At 29.9% G+C, this 17,315-nt stretch carries 18 protein-coding genes; 10 read left to right on the top strand and 8 right to left on the bottom strand.

Translation table 11 applies throughout. The features are described 5' to 3' along the window. The first annotated feature begins 2 nt into the window (after positions 1-2). From INR78_RS09530 to INR78_RS09505, 6 genes are all read left to right on the top strand, one after another. On the top strand, positions 3-1,184 hold the full coding sequence (locus INR78_RS09530; protein ID WP_223076333.1) for an aspartate aminotransferase family protein: 1,182 nt from the start codon (positions 3-5) through the stop codon (positions 1,182-1,184). Between the two features lie 146 nt (positions 1,185-1,330). Continuing rightward, the gene (locus INR78_RS09525) at positions 1,331-2,722 is read left to right on the top strand and encodes a lipopolysaccharide assembly protein LapB (protein WP_223076332.1); all 1,392 of its coding nucleotides are present in this window, start codon (positions 1,331-1,333) and stop codon (positions 2,720-2,722) included. A gap of 51 nt (positions 2,723-2,773) precedes the next feature. After that, complete coding sequence (locus INR78_RS09520) at positions 2,774-3,781, top strand: DUF368 domain-containing protein (RefSeq protein ID WP_223076331.1); 1,008 nt, start codon at positions 2,774-2,776, stop codon at positions 3,779-3,781. Further along, on the top strand, positions 3,781-4,797 hold the full coding sequence (locus tag INR78_RS09515) for a DUF368 domain-containing protein (protein WP_027880123.1): 1,017 nt from the start codon (positions 3,781-3,783) through the stop codon (positions 4,795-4,797). Before INR78_RS09520 ends, INR78_RS09515 begins: the two co-directional genes overlap by 1 nt. Continuing rightward, on the top strand, positions 4,790-5,524 hold the full coding sequence (locus INR78_RS09510; protein ID WP_223076330.1) for a shikimate dehydrogenase: 735 nt from the start codon (positions 4,790-4,792) through the stop codon (positions 5,522-5,524). Before INR78_RS09515 ends, INR78_RS09510 begins: the two co-directional genes overlap by 8 nt. Before the next feature lie 77 nt (positions 5,525-5,601). Continuing rightward, positions 5,602-7,494, top strand: a complete 1,893-nt coding sequence (locus INR78_RS09505; RefSeq protein ID WP_223076329.1) for a DUF349 domain-containing protein — start codon at positions 5,602-5,604, stop codon at positions 7,492-7,494. Positions 7,495-8,011: 517 nt separating this feature from the next. Here INR78_RS09505 and mazG read toward each other — a convergent pair. The 4 genes from mazG to ruvX form a co-directional block, all read right to left on the bottom strand. Continuing rightward, positions 8,012-8,785, bottom strand: coding sequence for a nucleoside triphosphate pyrophosphohydrolase (gene mazG / locus INR78_RS09500; protein ID WP_223076328.1), 774 nt, complete (start codon positions 8,783-8,785; stop codon positions 8,012-8,014). Between the two features lie 108 nt (positions 8,786-8,893). Beyond that, on the bottom strand, positions 8,894-9,313 hold the full coding sequence (locus INR78_RS09495; protein ID WP_223076327.1) for a DUF5606 domain-containing protein: 420 nt from the start codon (positions 9,311-9,313) through the stop codon (positions 8,894-8,896). Positions 9,314-9,368: 55 nt separating this feature from the next. Beyond that, positions 9,369-9,959, bottom strand: a complete 591-nt coding sequence (gene def / locus INR78_RS09490) for a peptide deformylase (RefSeq protein ID WP_223076326.1) — start codon at positions 9,957-9,959, stop codon at positions 9,369-9,371. Positions 9,960-9,965: 6 nt separating this feature from the next. After that, positions 9,966-10,376 (bottom strand): Holliday junction resolvase RuvX, encoded by a 411-nt coding sequence (gene ruvX / locus INR78_RS09485; protein WP_106679339.1) that lies wholly within the window; start codon positions 10,374-10,376, stop codon positions 9,966-9,968. A gap of 191 nt (positions 10,377-10,567) precedes the next feature. Between ruvX and INR78_RS09480 the strand changes: the two genes are divergently transcribed. Then, entirely contained in the window at positions 10,568-11,383 is an 816-nt protein-coding gene (locus INR78_RS09480) for a 2,3,4,5-tetrahydropyridine-2,6-dicarboxylate N-succinyltransferase (RefSeq protein WP_027880130.1), read from the top strand. 64 nt (positions 11,384-11,447) lie between these two features. On the opposite strand, the gene INR78_RS09475 is transcribed toward INR78_RS09480, so the two are convergent. Next, positions 11,448-12,011 carry a lipopolysaccharide kinase InaA family protein gene (locus tag INR78_RS09475; protein WP_255593146.1) on the bottom strand — a complete coding sequence of 188 codons (564 nt, stop codon included), beginning with the start codon at positions 12,009-12,011 and terminating at the stop codon, positions 11,448-11,450. Positions 12,012-12,302: 291 nt separating this feature from the next. On the opposite strand from INR78_RS09475, the gene INR78_RS09470 reads away from it, so the two are divergent. Together INR78_RS09470 and INR78_RS09465 are read left to right on the top strand one after the other, a co-directional pair. Continuing rightward, positions 12,303-13,361: a glycosyltransferase family 9 protein gene (locus tag INR78_RS09470; RefSeq protein WP_223076325.1), complete on the top strand. Its 1,059-nt coding sequence runs from the start codon at positions 12,303-12,305 to the stop codon at positions 13,359-13,361. Between the two features lie 16 nt (positions 13,362-13,377). After that, a complete protein-coding gene (locus tag INR78_RS09465; RefSeq protein WP_223076324.1) occupies positions 13,378-13,968 on the top strand; it encodes a trans-aconitate 2-methyltransferase in 591 nt (196 codons plus the stop codon). On the opposite strand, the gene INR78_RS09460 is transcribed toward INR78_RS09465, so the two are convergent. Together INR78_RS09460 and INR78_RS09455 are read right to left on the bottom strand one after the other, a co-directional pair. Continuing rightward, positions 13,961-14,779 (bottom strand): glycosyltransferase family 2 protein, encoded by an 819-nt coding sequence (locus tag INR78_RS09460; RefSeq protein ID WP_223076323.1) that lies wholly within the window; start codon positions 14,777-14,779, stop codon positions 13,961-13,963. The genes INR78_RS09465 and INR78_RS09460 overlap by 8 nt on opposite strands. A 1-nt stretch (position 14,780) precedes the next feature. Then, positions 14,781-15,602, bottom strand: coding sequence for a glycosyltransferase family 2 protein (locus INR78_RS09455; RefSeq protein WP_223076322.1), 822 nt, complete (start codon positions 15,600-15,602; stop codon positions 14,781-14,783). Positions 15,603-15,717: 115 nt separating this feature from the next. Between INR78_RS09455 and INR78_RS09450 the strand changes: the two genes are divergently transcribed. Beyond that, positions 15,718-16,455: a glycosyltransferase family 2 protein gene (locus INR78_RS09450; protein ID WP_223076321.1), complete on the top strand. Its 738-nt coding sequence runs from the start codon at positions 15,718-15,720 to the stop codon at positions 16,453-16,455. 143 nt (positions 16,456-16,598) lie between these two features. Here the strand turns inward: INR78_RS09450 and INR78_RS09445 are convergent, their stop codons facing one another. Beyond that, a complete protein-coding gene (locus INR78_RS09445; protein ID WP_223076320.1) occupies positions 16,599-17,315 on the bottom strand; it encodes a polysaccharide deacetylase family protein in 717 nt (238 codons plus the stop codon).

Genomic DNA, 17,315 nt, shown 5'->3' with positions numbered 1-17,315 from the left:
TATTGAAAGATTTATTCTTTAAATATCAAGCGCAAACGTCGCCTTTTCCTTTAGGTATGGAAGTTTCTCACGCCAAAGGAAGTTATATTTTTGACACTAACAACAATGCTCATCTAGACTTTGTAGCAGGTGTATCTGCGTGTACTTTGGGGCATTGTCATCCTAAAGTTATTGAAGCGATAAAACAGCAAGCAGACCGATATTTACACGTCATGGTTTATGGTGAATATGCACAAGGTCCTGCAGTAGATTTATGTCAATTTATAGCAGACCATTTACCTGATCCGTTAGAACAAACTTATTTAGTAAATTCTGGTACAGAAGCTATTGAAGGTGCATTAAAACTAGCACGTCGCGTTACTGGAAGAAGTCAAATTATTGCTACGAAAAATGCATATCATGGTAATACAATGGGTTCTTTAAGTTTGATGAATTATGAAGAAAGAAAAGCACCTTTTAGACCATTAATTCCTGATGTGCATCATATAAACTTTAATAGTGAAACGGACTTAGATTTTATTACTAAAAAAACGGCTGCTGTTATAGCAGAAACTATTCAAGGTGGTGCAGGTTTTATAGAACCAACTAATAATTACTTAGCTAAATTAAAAGCAAAATGCCAAAGCGTTGGCGCTTTATTAATTTTAGACGAAATACAACCAGGTATTGGTAGAACAGGTAAACTTTTTGGTTTCGAAAACTATAATGTTATCCCAGATATTGTCGTTACCGGTAAAGGTCTTGGTGGTGGTTTACCAATTGGTGCTTTTACAGCTTCAAAAAAGCATATGTCACTATTACAAGACAACCCAAAAATGGGACACATCACTACTTTTGGTGGTAATCCTTTAATTGCTGCTTCTGCTTTAGCAACATTAAAAGAAGTAGTTAACAGCAATTTAATGCAAGAAACTTTAGAAAAAGAAAAACTGGTAAAAGACCTTCTTTTACAACATCCTTTAATTAAAGAAGTGCGTGGTCGTGGTTTAATGTTAGCTGCAATTACAAAGTCTGCAGAGGTTACTAACCATGTAGTTTTAGAAGCTCAAAAACAAGGTCTAATTCTATTTTGGTTACTATTTGAACCAAAAGCCATACGTATAACACCGCCACTAACAATCAGTAAAGACGAGCTTAAAAAAGGCTGTGGCATTATTATTGACATCCTTAATAAATTACTGTAATAAAGTTATCTTCTAACCGACTAAAGCTCAACTAAAAAACAATTAAAATAGTAATTGTTCATTACTTTGTTAAAAACAAATCATCTAAAAGATTAAAAAAAGCAGATTAGAACATTACATTTATTACGAGGAAATTAAAAACGCCTATGGAATTCAGTCAAGATAGACCTAACAATAATGTTTCTTTAAACAGATTCGAATCAATGCTAAAAACAAACAATGTATTGTTTTTTGATTCAGAAGAATTTGAAAACATTATACATCATTACCTTAATCAAGGTAAAGTTGCTCTTGCAAAAAAAGCAATAAAATTAGGTTTAGAACAACATCCATCTTCAACTAATTTAAAATTATTTAAAGTTGAAGTTTATGTTTTTGAAAACAAATTAAAAGAGGCTAATCAACTACTAGATGCGCTTTATGTATTAGAACCATCTAATGAAGAAGTGTACATTCAAAAAGCTAATATTCTTTCTAAAGAAGACAATCATGAAGACGCAATCAAAGTATTAAAAATAGCATTAAACTTTTCTGAAGAAGTTTCAGAAATACACGCTTTAATAGGCATGGAATACTTGCTCTTAGACGACTTTGAAAAAGCTAAGCAAAGCTTTATGAGTTGTTTAGAAGAACAACCAGAAGACTATTCTTCATTATATAATATTATATACTGCTTTGATTTTTTAAATGAAAATGAAGAAGCAATTACATTTTTAAATAAATACTTAAATTCTAATCCTTATTGTGAAGTTGCATGGCATCAATTAGGCAAACAATACTTCTCTGTTAAAGATTATAAAAAGGCGCTTAGTGCATTTGACTTTGCAATAATTTCTGATGACCGTTTTATAGGTGCTTACTTAGAAAAAGGTAAGGTTTTAGAAAAATTAAAACGCTACAAAGAAGCGATAGAAAACTATTTACTTACACTAGAACTTGATGATCCAACTAGCTTTGCTTTATTAAGAATGGGTTGTTGTTATGAAAAGTTAGGTAAATTAGATTTAGCAAAACAATACTATTACAAAACAGTAAAAGAAGATCCATTACTAGATAAAGGTTGGATTGCAATTACTAAATTTTATTTAAAGCAACATAATTATCAAAAAGCATTATATTACATCAATAAAGCAATAAATATTGATGCAGAAAATGTAATCTATTGGAAACTTTATGCCCAAATAAATCAAAGACTTAACTTTTTAGAAGAAGCAGAAAGAGGTTATAAAAAAGCAATAGAATTAGGTAATTACGAACTAAACACCTGGTTGTCTAGAACAGATATACTTATTCAAATAGGAGAATTAGATGCTGCTAGTTTAAATTTAATACAAGCAACAGAATTTTATCCAGAAAATGCCGAAATAGAATTTAGACTAACCGGTATATACTATAAAGTTTTAGAAACCGAAAAAGGTAGTTATCATCTTAAAAACGCTATGACTTTTAATAAAGAATTCTTGTTTATTGTAGAAGAGCTATTTCCTGAAGTATATCACTCTATTACTTTTCAAAAGGCGTTAAAAAAGGTACAATAAAGTAATCTTGTTTCTAATTTTACATACCTTTGAAGCTTTAAAACAAAAAAGATGCAAAGACGTTTAAAAGACTATCTTTTTATCAGCTTAAAAGGTGTTGCAATGGGCGCAGCAGATGCTGTTCCTGGTGTTTCTGGAGGAACTATAGCATTTATTTCTGGTATTTATGAAGAACTTGTAACAACTATAAGTAATGTAGACTTTTCTTTATTTAAAACCTTAAAAAAAGAGGGCATTCTTCCTTTCTGGAAACAGTTAAACGGTAATTTTTTATTAGCGCTTTTAACAGGTATTATAATTAGCTTTATTTCCTTTATGAGGTTGGCTAAATTTCTTTTAGAAGAACATCCCGTACTTATTTGGTCTTTCTTTTTTGGATTAATTATTGCAAGCATTTACTTTGTTGGCAAACAAATAAAAAAGTGGTCATCATCTACTATTATTGCTCTTATTGCTGGTGCTATAATAGCTTTTTACATTACAGGTTTACCGTCCTTAGCTAGTAATACTAATTCTTATTTTCTTTTTATTGCTGGTGCTATAGCTATTTGTGCTATGATTTTACCAGGGATTTCTGGTAGTTTTATTTTAGTTATTCTAGGTGCTTACAAGACATTAAGTGATGCATTTCATGATTTTGATATCAAAAAAATAGCCCTTTTTGCATCTGGTGCAGTAGTTGGTCTTTTATCTTTTAGTCGTGTTCTTAAATGGCTATTTAAAAATTATCATAATCTAACATTGGCATTATTAACTGGTTTTATTTTAGGCTCTTTAAACAAAGTTTGGCCTTACAAAAAAACCTTAAAGGTTATGGAAGATACGACAGGAAATATTATTGATTTTGAGACGGTATCAAACTTTGGAACATTAGGTATCTATCAAAAATCTATTCAGAATTTTGACAGTTACAAAATGGTAATAGAGCAAAGTATTTCTCCTTCATATTACGCCGAAATAAATCAAGTCAATGCGCAACTACCGCTAGCAATTGGCTTAATGGTTGTAGGATTTTTAACTATTTTTATACTTGAAAAAGTAGGAAACAAACCAGAATAATGCAAAGTACCAGAACATTAAAAGATCGTATTTTTTTAGTTCTTAAAGGTTTAGGAATGGGCGCAGCAAACAAAGTGCCTGGTGTTTCTGGTGGTGTGGTTGCTTTTGTTGCAGGGTTTTATGAAGAGTTTATTTATTCTCTTCAAAAAGTAAATATAAAAGCGTTTAAACTACTATTTAATGGTCGTTTTAAATCATTTTACAATTATATAAATGGTAGATTTTTAAGTCTCTTATTTTTAGGAATGGTAATTAGTTACTTTAGCGTTTCTAAAATATTAGACTATCTAATAACCCACTATCAGCTTTATGTATGGAGTGTGTTTTTCGGGATGATTATTGGATCTATTTATTATATAAGTAAAGATTTTAAAGACTGGAAACCTACAACATACTTAGCATTAACTATTGGTATTGCTATTGGCTTAAGTATTAGCTTTTTAGATCCTGCAACACAAAATGACAATTTATTATTTGTGTTTTTTTGCGGAATAATTAGTGTATCAGGTATGACTTTACCTGGTTTTTCAGGTTCCTTTATTTTAATACTTTTAGGTAATTACGTGTTACTTTTAGTAGACTCTGTTAATGCTTTGTATGATACTGTAACCGAAATTATAACTGGAGACTTTAGCTTTACATCTAATTTAGAGCGCATAAGAATGCTTAAGGTTTTAGCTGTTTTTACACTTGGTTCTGTAGTTGGATTAGTCACATTTTCTCACGCATTAAATTATATTTTAAAACATTATAAAAGTGTAACTATCGCATCAATAATTGGCTTTATCGTTGGCTCTTTAGGCGTCGTTTGGCCATTTAAAGAAACCATTTATAAAACCAATAATAATACTTTTGTACTAGACTCAAGAGGAGAAAAAATCATCGAAAATTACAAACGTTATTTACCAGAACTAACACCTGAAACCTACTATGCTATTGCTTTTACGATAATTGGTATAGCTATAGTTTTAGCTTTAGAGTTTTACGGACAAAAAACAAGGCAAGCCAATGCGTAGATTTGGATTAATCGGTAGAGATATCTCCTATTCATTTTCTCAAAATTATTTTTCAATAAAATTTAAAGATGAAGATATTAAAAATGCATCTTACGAAAATTTTGATATAGAAAACATAAATCAATTTAAAACTGAAGTATTAAATCAAGATATAAAAGGTTTAAATGTTACAATTCCTTATAAAGAAGAAATTATTCCAAAATTGGATAGCTTAGATAAAAAAGCAAAAAAAATTGGAGCTGTAAACACTATAAAAATTTCAAAAAAAGGAAAAACAAAGGGTTATAATACCGATTGTTATGGTTTTAAAAAATCACTTAAACCACATCTAAAAAAAAGACACAAAAAAGCACTTATTTTAGGAACTGGTGGCGCAAGTAAAGCTATAGCATTTGTTCTTAAAAAATTAGGGATTAAATACAAATTTGTTTCAAGAACATCTTCAACAAAAGCAGATTATACGTATTTAGATTTAACAGAAGACATCATAAACGATCATAAAATAATCATTAATTGTACACCAGTAGGCACCTATCCCAATATAGATAACGCTCCGGACATACCTTATAATTTCATTTCTAAAAAACATATTTTGTTCGATTTAATTTATAATCCTTCGGAAACTACGTTCCTAAAAAACGGAAAACTAAAAGGCGCAAAAATCATTAATGGTTACGATATGTTGGTATTTCAAGCAGAAAAAGCTTGGAAAATATGGAATAAATAGCGCATAGCTTAGAATTTTGTTTGTAGTTTTTCAACTTGTTACTATCTTTAAAATCTAAATTTTAAAACATTTTAAAGATGTCAGAGCTAGATAACCTGCAAAACGCAGACGGAACGGAAGAACAAAATAAAACTGTACAACCTACAACAGAAGACAATCCAAACAACGACGATGATAAAGTCTTAAATGAAATTGAAGACTCTAACGCAGAAGATGCAGAAGATGAAGGCAATAAAGACAGACATAATATTGAAGAAAAAGATTATGAGTCTTTAAACATGGAACAATTGGTTATAGAACTTGAACGTTTGGTAAAAAACGAAAAAGTACAAGCTATAAACAAACATGTCAATGCCTTAAAACAAGAGTTTGATAAACAATTTAATGACTTACTTGAAGAAAAGAAAGAAGAGTTTTTAAGTAATGGCGGTGTAGAGATGGACTTTAGATACAACTCTCCGTTACAACGTAGCTTTAGAGACACTTATAAAGACTACAAACAACGTCTAACTGCACACTACAAAAATTTAGAAAAAAACTTAAAGCAAAATTTAAATAATAGGCTAGAAATTATTGAGCAAATAAAAGCACTTACAGAAGATGCAGAAGACTCAATGAGTTCTAAATATAAAACATTTAAAGATTTACAAGACCAATGGAGAAATGCTGGTCCAATACCAAGAGATAAATATAATAACGCTTGGAACAGCTACCATTTTAATGTTGAACGTTTCTATGATTTATTACACTTAGATCGAGATTTACGCGACAAAGATTTTGAGCATAACTTAGAGCAAAAAACAAAAATCATAGAACAAGCAGAAGCACTAGCTAAAGACGATAATATAAACAGAGCCTTTAGAGAACTTCAAAATCTTCATAAAATCTGGAAAGAAGAGCTTGGTCCTGTAGCAAGAGAACACAGAGAACCAATCTGGGATCGATTTAAAGAAGCTACAAAAAAAATTAATGAAAACAGACAAGAATACTTTAAAAGCTTAGATAAACTATACGAGCAAAACCTTATTAACAAACAAGCTATTATAGATAAGATTGCTCAAATTTCTTCAGAAAATATAAACACACATAAAGGTTGGCAAAATAAAATTAAAGAGGTAGAAGCTTTAAGAGAAGAGTTTTTTAAAGCAGGAAAAGTACCTATTAAAGTTAACGAAGCTACATGGGCAAAATTTAAAGAAGCCGTTCGCACCTTTAACAGAAAGAAAAATCAGTTCTACAAAGACTTAAAAAAGGAACAATACGTTAACCTAGAGAAAAAACAAGAACTTGTTAAAATTGCAGAAGAAAACAAAGACAACGAAGATTTTGAAGTAACGACACCTTTAATGAAAAAAATCCAAGCAGATTGGAAAAAAATTGGACATGTACCAAGAAAGGACAGCGACAAAATCTGGAAACAATTTAAGACTGCATGTAACCACTATTTTAATAGAATAAAAGACCAACGTAATGCAGCATCTGCAGAAGAAGAGCAAGCTTTTAAAGAAAAAGAAGCATTACTAGCCAAAGTTAAAGAGTTAAAATTAACCGGAGACCAAAAGGAAGACTTAGCTACTATAAAAGAACAAATTAATAATTGGAAAAATATAGGTCGCGTACCTAGAAATAAAAAACATATTGAAGGTGACTTTAATAATGTATTAGATGGTTTGTTTAAAAACTTAGATTTAAACAAATCTGAAGCTGAAATGATTAAGTTTGAAAATAAACTTCAAGGTTTATCATCTACAGACAACCAAAAAGTAATTGATAACGAACGTTTTTACATTCAGAAAAAAGTAGATGAAATAAAAGGAGAAATTAACCAACTAGAAAACAATTTACAGTTTTTTACTAATGTTAAATCTGATAATCCTCTTGTTAAAGAAGTACATAAAAACATAAAAAAGCATAAAGAGGAATTAGACATTTGGCTAACTAAACTTAAAAAAATTAAGTCTCTATATTAATTAAAAATAACGATTATGATATAGTATTTAATTAATCTATTACTCATAATCATTAAAATTATTAATAGGAAACATTACTTAATAAAAAAACCAAACCCTATTTCTGAGAGGAAATAGGGTTTTGGCTCCTAACTAAACTAACCAATTATTTCTCTTCGTTTACAAGAAATAATTTTATTTTCTATGACACCTAATATGATGTATGCTATTAATCAACTTTATTCTATAATAAGGTAAGATTAAATGTCATATGCCTTATATACGACACATTTATTGTTTTGGATTTTTATAGATTATAAAAAAGTTGATTTTAACATATTTTTAAGTAAATCAAATAGTTAAAACCCTAATCAGGTATTAATTGACTTTTTATAAATTATTTTTTTGAAAAATTATAGCAGATTTTGGGCTTCTTCCCAAATTGTAATATTTGAAAAAATCTGTAGATTTTTCCAATTACAGTTTTTTGGCTTCTTCCCAAATTGTAATATTTGAAAAAATCAATAGATTTTTTCAATTACAGTTTTTTGGCTTCTTCCCAAAAAACATCCATTTCAGTAAGAGTCATGTCTTTTAATTCTTTATTTAAAGATTTTGCTTTTTCTTCCAAATAAACAAAACGCTTTGAGAACTTTTTATTTGTCCTTTCTAATGCATTTTCTGGGTTAATTTTTAAAAATCGTGCATAATTTACCATAGAAAAAAGTACATCTCCAAACTCGGCTTCCATAGCGTCTTGATTACCGTTTTGTACTTCTTCTTTAAATTCAGATAACTCCTCTTCTACTTTTTCCCAAACTTGCTCTGGTTGTTCCCAATCAAAACCAACACCTGCAACTTTATCTTGTATTCTACTAGCTTTAACAAGCGCTGGTAAACTTTTTGGTACACCTTCTAAAACACTTTTTTTTCCTTCTTTTAGTTTAAGGTTTTCCCAATTACGTTTTACGTCTTCTTCATTTTCAACTTTTACATCTCCATAAATATGCGGATGCCTATGTATTAGTTTATCGCAAACAGTATTTAGTACATCGGCTATATCAAAATCATTGGTTTCACTACCTATTTTTGCATAGAAAACTAAGTGAAGCATTAGGTCTCCTAGTTCTTTTTTTACTTCTTCCAAATCGTTATCCAAAATAGCATCGCCTAACTCGTAAGTTTCTTCTATAGTAAGATGACGCAATGTTTGCATGGTTTGTTTTTTATCCCATGGACATTGTTCTCTTAACTCATCCATAATGGTTAATAAACGGTCAAATGCTTTTAATTGATCAGGTCTACTATTCATAAAAAAGGGTTTTGGTAAAAGTACAATGATTTATTATTGCGTAAAACATTGGTACAAAAAAATCCAGCTTTAAGGCTGGATTTTTTTATATTTTAATATACAAGTTTATTATTCTTCTTCGTCACTTGCTGTTACTTCTTCTTCTAAGTTTAAAAGATCATTTTTAACAAGTAAATTATACCACTGAATTACTTTTTTTATATCACTAACATATACTCTATCTTCATCATAATCTGGTAATACTTCAAAGAAGTATTCTTCTAACTTATCTTTAGAGTCTTTATGGCTAATAGCTGTTTCTTGTCCGTTTTCTTTATCGCTTATTTTTCTAAAAACATCTGCTAAAGGTACTTCTTCGGTTAAAGTATATATTGCTATCTCGCTTAATACACTTACATTTTGTTGTATACCAATAGCTAATCTTTTTTGATCTATTAAAGATTCTGCTATAAAGCCTGTTCTTGTTTGAGTTACTAATTTGTATAATCCAGGTTTACCTGAAATTGCTAAAACTTTTTCTAAAGCCATAAATTTATTTTTAAGGGTCGCAAATATCTAATGTTACTTTGGGTTTTCCAAACGTTTAACGTTTCTTTTTCATTAACGGAAACTTCATTCGGTAATCTACGTTTATTTTTCCTTTAGAAATATTGGTTAGCTTTCCTTTAATTAAGCGTTTTTTAAATGCAGATAATTTATCTGTAAATAACACGCCTTCTATATGGTCATACTCATGTTGAAATACTCGTGCTGCAAGACCTGACAACTCTTCTGTATGTGTATTAAAATCTTGATCTTGATATTGTATTTTTATATTTGGTTGTCTAAACACGTCTTCTCTAACATCTGGTATACTAAGACAGCCTTCGTTAAATGCCCATTCGTCTCCAGTTTCTTCTAGTATAATTGGGTTAATAAAAACACGTTTAAAATCTTTTAATTGTTCTTGCTCTTCCTTAGACAAATCATCATCTTCTGCAAAAGGTGATGCATCTACTATAAAAAGTCTAATCGATAACCCAATTTGTGGTGCTGCAAGACCAACACCGTATGCACCATACATAGTTTCAAACATGTTATCTATTAATGTGTCAAGATTTGGGTAATCTTCTGTTATTTCTTTGGCTTGCTTTTTTAAAACGGGATCGCCGTAAGCAACTATAGGTAATATCATAAATTATTATTTATTATAAAGGTAACTTTGTAAGATGATAGTTGCACTAACCTCATCTAACAAAGCTTTGTTTTGTCTTTGTTTTTTCTTTAATCCACTATCAATTAAGGTTTGCGCTGCCATTTTTGAGGTAAAACGCTCGTCTACTCTTTCAATAGGAATGTGCGGAAATGTAGATCTTAGTTTAGAAATAAATGGTTTAATTAAAGCTTCGCTTTCGCTAGCTGTATTATCCATTTGTTTTGGCTCTCCAACTAAAAAAAGTTCTACATTCTCTTTTTCTGTATATGTCTTTAAGTAATCTAAAAGCTCTTTTGTAGCTACAGTAGCTAGTCCTGATGCTATAATTTGCATATCGTCTGTAACTGCTAATCCTGTTCTTACTTTACCGTAATCTATTGCTAATATTTGAGCCATCTTAAAATTTTATGCAAATTTATGGTTTTATAGATTAACACCTTAAATATTATGCCATATTTTAATTTATAGGAATTATATTTGCGTGAAGGATTGAAGCGACATCCTTTTTTTGCTGCCATATATGGCAAAAAAAGATATAGCGTAAAGCCTGACCTTTAGGGCACGCCAAAAAATTGAAATTACAAAAAATGAAAGATTTACAACAAATTATTGAAACTGCTTGGGATAACCGAGAGCTTTTAACCGAGACATCAACTATTGAAGCAATTAGAAAAGTGATAGCGCTTTTAGATGAAGGTACACTTCGTGTTGCTGAACCTACTACAGATGGTTGGCAAGTTAACGAATGGGTAAAAAAAGCAGTTGTTTTATACTTCCCGATACAAAAAATGGAAACTTTAGAAGTTGGTATTTTTGAATATCACGATAAAATCCCATTAAAAACTGGTTATAAAGAAAAAGGAATTAGAGTTGTACCTCATGCTGTGGCACGTCATGGTGCATACATTTCTGCAGGTACTATTTTAATGCCTAGTTATGTAAATATTGGTGCTTATGTAGACGAAGGTACTATGGTAGATACTTGGGCTACTGTTGGTAGTTGTGCGCAAATTGGTAAAAACGTACATCTTTCTGGTGGTGTTGGTATTGGTGGTGTTTTAGAACCTTTACAAGCTGCTCCTGTGATTATTGAAGATGGTGCTTTTATTGGTAGTAGATGTATTGTTGTAGAAGGTGTTAGAGTTGGCAAAGAAGCTGTATTAGGTGCTAATGTTGTTTTAACTATGAGTACAAAAATTATTGATGTTACTGGTGACAAACCTGTTGAAATGAAAGGTTATGTACCAGAACGCTCTGTAGTAATACCTGGAAGTTATACTAAAGAGTTTGCTGCTGGAAGTTACAACGTACCTTGCGCTTTAATTATTGGTAAGCGTAAAGAAAGTACTAACAAAAAAACATCGCTTAACGATGCGTTACGCGAATATGATGTGGCTGTTTAAATGAAAGTTACATAGCAAAATGAATATATAAAATCCTAAACTTTAAAGTTTAGGATTTTTTATTTTATGACTTAAATTGCATTTTACGTCCAGATCTACGCAATTTTTTTCGGTTTATTTTATGTTGAAACGCCATACTATGCTTTAACATTAAATCATGGGTTTCTTGGTATGGTCTTTTATATAATTCTGAATACTTTTCTGCAATTACTTTGATCATCGTTTTAGATAGCCACAAGCGTCTAAAATTATGCATACGCTTATCAAAGGTCATGTTTTCAAAACGCATTCGGTTTAAATCTATAAGGTAGAATTTATAACCTTGCCCTGTTTTAACAACCAAAGTGTTTCCAGGAGAATGATCTAAAAAATTAATATTATTTTCATGCAATTTGAAGGTAAATCGAGCAAATTGCTTTAATATTTCTTCTCTTTTAGGGAATTTTGGATTGTGTATTAATGCTCTAAATTCAAAATCATAATCAATATGTTCACTCACATAATAACTGTTTTTAAGTCCAAAACCTGAAGTTTCTTCTAGATATGCTACTGGAAAAGGTGTTGATATTTCACAATCTATTAACCTGCTTGCATATTCAAAAGACCGTTTAGCTTTACTTGGTCGTATCCACTTGTAAATAAAACTATTAAAAGCATTTGGTTTTTTAAAGGACTTTATATTTAGCTTTAAACCATCAATCTGAAAAGATTTTATAACGTTACGTTGACCAATAGTTACAGCCTCTCCTTTGTTATCAAAATCCTTAATTAAATTTTCAATTTCAGATTTTAAATGTTGATATTTTGGATGACAGTGTATGATTTTAATTAATTTTAAGTTGCTTCAAAGATATGTTAAACTAAATTTTAATAAAAGCCGATAAAATTATATTTTGCACTTAGGCAAAAGCCAATTTAGATGAAGAAGATTTTAATCATTCAAAATAAAAGAATTGGAGATGTGCTATTAGCCTCTTTAATTGCTACAAATTTAAAAAAAGTATTTCCTGATTCTGTAATAGATTACATGGTTTACGATTACACAACTGGTGTTATCGAACAAAACCCAGCAATTGATAATATTATTGAAATCAAGGAAAAAGAACTTAAAAAAATACCAGTACTACTTAAAACAGCTTTTAATGTACGACGCAAAAAGTATGATATTGTTGTAGATCCTTACGCAAAATTTCAAAGTCGTGTAATTACTTTATTATCGGGAGCAAATACTAGAATAGGATTTAAAAAACGAGAAAAAAATCCACCTTTACCGTTTTACACACACAATATTTCGTTTTTAAAAGAAAAGTCTAAACCTTGCGGAAAATCTATTGAAGACAGAGTACATTTGGTAACTTCGGTTTATGATATTAAAAACCCTGTTTATGAACCCAAAATATATTTAACCGAAGCTGAAGCGCAATACAACAAGCTTGATAAGTACAATAAGCCTGTTATCATGTTTGGTATTTTGGGTAGCACGCCACAAAAATCTATGCCTTATGATTATATCGTAAAGCTGATAGATTTTGTAACCGAAAATTATGATGTATATGCTTTATTTAACTATGCACCACATCAAAAAGAAGATGCGCAAACTATCTACAATCAGTGTAAACACAAAGAACAAATTATTTTTGATATTTATGAAGAAAGTATCCGTGGATTTGTGTTACTTATGAATAAATGCAATCTATTAATTGCAAATGAAGGCGGTACAGTACACATTGCAAAAGCTTTAAACAAACCAACATTTACTATTTTTTCTCCTTATGTATTAAAAGAACATTGGGCAAGTTTTGAAGACGGTAAAAAACATACATCTATTCACCTTTTAGATGAAAAACCAGATTTATTTTCTACAGATAGAGAACAACGTAAAAAAATTGAAGAAGATCCTACATTTCTTTACAAACAATTAACACCAGATATTATAATCCCAAAATTAGATGCTTTTTTAAAGCAACATTTTAATTAATTAAACTCTACAGATAATGAGTAAACTAAGCTTAATAGATCGATTTCATCACTGGAGAAGAAAAAACAGATGGAATAGACAATATAAAAAGGGAAAATGGGATTATCTTAATAATGATCGTGAGGATTTAAGATATCAAAAAATTGTTGAATTTATTTCTAAGTACGCTTCTAAAAATCCTACTATTCTGGACCTAGGTGCTGGAGAAGCTGTTTTAAACGGAAAGTTTGATAAAAATAGTTATTCTCACTTTTACAATGTAGACTTCTCTAAGAACTCTATAGACAAAGCAAAACAAAAGCAACTTCCAAATTCTACTAGTTTAGTTGCAGATATCCATAATTACAATCCAAATAAGACTTATGATGTAATTGTTTTTAATGAAGCTTATTATTACGTACATCATAACTTAAAAAAAGAAGTCCTAAATAGATTTATAAGTAAACTTAAACCTAATGGATTACTAGTAGTTTCTATTTACAAAGAAGGATTAGATTGTTGGGAAATTATTGATGCAAATACAAGTATAGAAAAACTTGACTTTGGCAAAGTTGATACAGACAGAGAACAAACTTATTGGAAAGTTGGTGCTTACCGTGTTAACTAGTTTGTTTTATACCAAACTCTGTCCATGTTGTTTTTTTAGTTTTTGTCTCTTTTCTAATGGCTAAGTTTTTAGCTATAGCTTTATCATTTTTATAACCTCTTTCATGATAAAGATGTACGCATATAGCACTATATCTTATCTGTATGGGTTTTACGCCTTTATTAACTAAACGTTCTCCTAACTCTCTATCTTCGCCTCCATATTCCATTCTCTGATCAAATCCATTAACAGCTAATATATCTTTTTTCCAACCAGATGCATTCATACCATCCCAAGTAGCTTTGGTTGGTGTTAACTTATTTAACAGAAACTGTTTTGTTCCTTTTGCAGTTAATTTATTTAGCTTAAATGAAGATTTTAAACCATGATCTAATAACCAATTTTTATCAAAACATGATTGCTTGATGATATCTTTTTCAGTAATAATTTTAGAGATGTGTTTTGGTAATTTAAAGTAACCTCCAGATAAAAAGCAATTATCTTTTTTTAAATCATAATGTGTTTGCACAAAGTCTTTTCTAGGAATACAATCGCCATCCGTAAATAGCAAATAATCTGTATTTGACTTTAAAATGGCTTTATTTAAAATTGTAGTTTTTCTAAAGCCTTTATCCTCTTGCCAAACGTGCTTAATTTTTAAATTTGATTTACTAATAAAATTGTCTACTACAGTTTTTGTATTATCTGTAGATCCATCATCTGCTATAATAATTTCAAAATCTGTAAAGGTTTGCTGGTTATATCCTACTAAGACATTATACAGCCATTTAGGCTGATTATAAGTACTTATAATTACAGAGATTTTTGGCATACTATTTTTTAACTATACCGTAATCTGTCCAAGTACGATTTTCGTCTTTAACTGCTTTTCTAATTTTTAAATTTCGCTCTAAAGATTCTTTTGTTTTGTAGCCTCTTGGATGATCTAAATGTAAAACAATTGCTTTATGTCTTATTTGTTTAGATTTAATTCCATAATTAAATAAACGTTCTCCTAGTTCTCTATCTGGTCCACCATATTGCATACGTTCATCATAACCATTTATAGCAATCAAATCGTCTTTCCAGGCGCTTGAGTTACAGTTGTTAAATGTTGCTCCTGTTGGTGTTGTAGCATCTAAAAAATCTGCCCAAAGTCCGTTAGCATTTAATTTTAAAGCTTGCTTAAAACTTACACTTCCGTTTTCTTTTAGCCATTTAGTATCAAAACAATTTTCGTTTTCAATATCTTTCAACTCAATGGTTTCACTTGTTGGCATATCTAATTTTAAATAACCACCAGAAAGAAAGTAGCCTTTCTCTGCATATTTTGCATGAGTTGACACAAAATCTTTACGAGCAATACAATCTCCATCTGTCATTAAAATATAATCATACTCTGTTTGCATGATACACTTATTTAATAACTCTTGGCGTCTATAACCTTTATCTTCATGCCAAATATGACGTAAATTTACAGGGTAATCTGCTTTAAAACGATCTATTAACTGCTTAGTTGTTTCACGCGAGCCATCATCTGCTATAATAACTTCAAAATTATCATAGTCTTGATATTTATAGCTTTCTAAAACTTTTTCTAACCAAGCTTCAGCGTTATAAGTACTAATTATTACAGATATAGGTAAACCACTCATTAATGTATTGTTTCAAATTGAATTGCAAAGATAGACATATTTAAAATATTGCATGCTTTAGTTTTGTTTAAGAAGAATATAAAAACGTAAATTTGTCTTTTATTTATTGCTTTAAATGAAGAAATTATCCGTCATCATTCCAACCTTTAACGAGGAAAATTATATAGAAAAAGCTTTGCGTTCTGTACGTTTTGCTGATGAGATTATTGTTGTAGATTCTTTTAGCTCTGATAAAACAGTAGATATAGCTAAGAAAAATAATTGCACCGTTGTACAACGAGAATTTGATAATTTTTCTAATCAAAAAAACTTTGCCTTACAATATGCAACTGGTGAATGGGTACTGTTTATTGATGCTGACGAGCGTATTCCCTTTGCTTTAAAACAAGAAATATTAGATGTAATAAACAATCCTAAACATGCTGGATACAAGCTAAACTTTCCGCATTTTTATATGAATCGTTTTCTGTATCATCATTACGATTCTGTACTACGATTAGTTAAACGTGCTAATTGTAAATTTGAAGGTTTAGTACACGAAAAATTGATTATTGATGGCAGTATTGGTCAACTTAAAAATCCTGTACTTCATTTTACTTACAAAGGTCTAGAACACTACATTAGTAAAAAAGATAGCTATGCTTGGTTTCAGGCAGAACAAATGCTTAAAAAAGGTAAGAAAGCAACTTATTTTCATTTAGCATTTAAACCGTTTTACCGTTTTTTTAGTAGCTATATTTTAAGACGCGGTTTTATGGATGGTATTCCTGGACTTGCTGTTGCTAGCATTAACGCTTACGGTGTATTTTCTAGATATGCCAAATTAATGTTATTAAAAAAAGGAATTAAGTAAGGTTGAAGATTGAAGTTCGGAGTTAGAAGTCTGAAGTTGGAAGTTGGAAGTTGGAAGTTGGAAGTAATCTTTAAAATTCTAATTTAAAAACTTTAGACACTTTAAATACTTTAGGCACTTTTGACACATACAACCTTATTTTTTTAAAACAACTTACCTACTTTAAGTTTCCAAATAAATTTAAGCAAAGTATCTTCTCCTTTTATATCTAAGCGTTGTACTTGATATTTATTTTTAAAAGGAAATTTATTAATTCTATTACCTATGCGTAAACCGTAATCTAAATGGTTTGCTTTTAACAAGGTTTCAAATTGCTTATTTATTGGATTTTTTCTAGGGAATTTTCCGTAAGGATAAGCAATAGTGTTGGACAACTCTAACTGATTGTTTTTAATAAATTCTTGACATGATTTTAAGTCTAACGCTATCGTATCTATAGAAGATAATTGGTAATTAATATGACCGTAACTATGCCAACCAAGCTCGATATTAGATGGATCCAGTTGCTTTAATTGTGCTACAGACATTATTGTTTTTTTACCTTCATCCCAATTATTTTTATCACCAACATATTTAAAAGGCACATAAAAACAAGCTTTAAGATTATGTTTTTTAAACAATGGATATGCTAATTCTAATTGATTAACATACACATCGTCAAACGTAATAATTACAGTTTTTTTTGGTAAATCTTTTGCTGTTTTAAAACGCTCTAAATCTTTAAAATGAAGCGTTTTATAACCGTTATTTATTAGATACAGCAACTGTTTTTCCAACTTATCCACATGTATAGTCAAACCTTTAGCTTCATCTATTTTAGAAGTTACAGAATGATACATTAATACCGGTAATTTTGCCAT

It is taken from the genome of Mesoflavibacter sp. SCSIO 43206 (assembly GCF_019904215.1).
GTDB classification, from domain to species: Bacteria; Bacteroidota; Bacteroidia; order Flavobacteriales; family Flavobacteriaceae; genus Mesoflavibacter; species Mesoflavibacter zeaxanthinifaciens.
This window is presented reverse-complemented; position numbering and strand designations above follow the sequence as displayed.

Excerpts from the sequence above, each read along its gene's own strand:
- INR78_RS09525 (WP_223076332.1), top strand. The coding sequence starts at position 1,331 with ATGGAATTCAGTCAAGATAGACCTAACAATAATGTTTCTTTAAACAGA.
- INR78_RS09520 (WP_223076331.1), top strand. The coding sequence starts at position 2,774 with ATGCAAAGACGTTTAAAAGACTATCTTTTTATCAGCTTAAAAGGTGTT.
- INR78_RS09515 (WP_027880123.1), top strand. The coding sequence starts at position 3,781 with ATGCAAAGTACCAGAACATTAAAAGATCGTATTTTTTTAGTTCTTAAA.
- INR78_RS09510 (WP_223076330.1), top strand. The coding sequence starts at position 4,790 with ATGCGTAGATTTGGATTAATCGGTAGAGATATCTCCTATTCATTTTCT.
- INR78_RS09505 (WP_223076329.1), top strand. The coding sequence starts at position 5,602 with ATGTCAGAGCTAGATAACCTGCAAAACGCAGACGGAACGGAAGAACAA.
- mazG (WP_223076328.1), bottom strand. The coding sequence starts at position 8,785 with ATGAATAGTAGACCTGATCAATTAAAAGCATTTGACCGTTTATTAACC.
- INR78_RS09495 (WP_223076327.1), bottom strand. The coding sequence starts at position 9,313 with ATGGCTTTAGAAAAAGTTTTAGCAATTTCAGGTAAACCTGGATTATAC.
- def (WP_223076326.1), bottom strand. The coding sequence starts at position 9,959 with ATGATATTACCTATAGTTGCTTACGGCGATCCCGTTTTAAAAAAGCAA.
- ruvX (WP_106679339.1), bottom strand. The coding sequence starts at position 10,376 with ATGGCTCAAATATTAGCAATAGATTACGGTAAAGTAAGAACAGGATTA.
- INR78_RS09480 (WP_027880130.1), top strand. The coding sequence starts at position 10,568 with ATGAAAGATTTACAACAAATTATTGAAACTGCTTGGGATAACCGAGAG.
- INR78_RS09470 (WP_223076325.1), top strand. The coding sequence starts at position 12,303 with ATGAAGAAGATTTTAATCATTCAAAATAAAAGAATTGGAGATGTGCTA.
- INR78_RS09465 (WP_223076324.1), top strand. The coding sequence starts at position 13,378 with ATGAGTAAACTAAGCTTAATAGATCGATTTCATCACTGGAGAAGAAAA.
- INR78_RS09460 (WP_223076323.1), bottom strand. The coding sequence starts at position 14,779 with ATGCCAAAAATCTCTGTAATTATAAGTACTTATAATCAGCCTAAATGG.
- INR78_RS09455 (WP_223076322.1), bottom strand. The coding sequence starts at position 15,602 with ATGAGTGGTTTACCTATATCTGTAATAATTAGTACTTATAACGCTGAA.
- INR78_RS09450 (WP_223076321.1), top strand. The coding sequence starts at position 15,718 with ATGAAGAAATTATCCGTCATCATTCCAACCTTTAACGAGGAAAATTAT.
- INR78_RS09445 (WP_223076320.1), bottom strand. The coding sequence starts at position 17,315 with ATGGCAAAATTACCGGTATTAATGTATCATTCTGTAACTTCTAAAATA.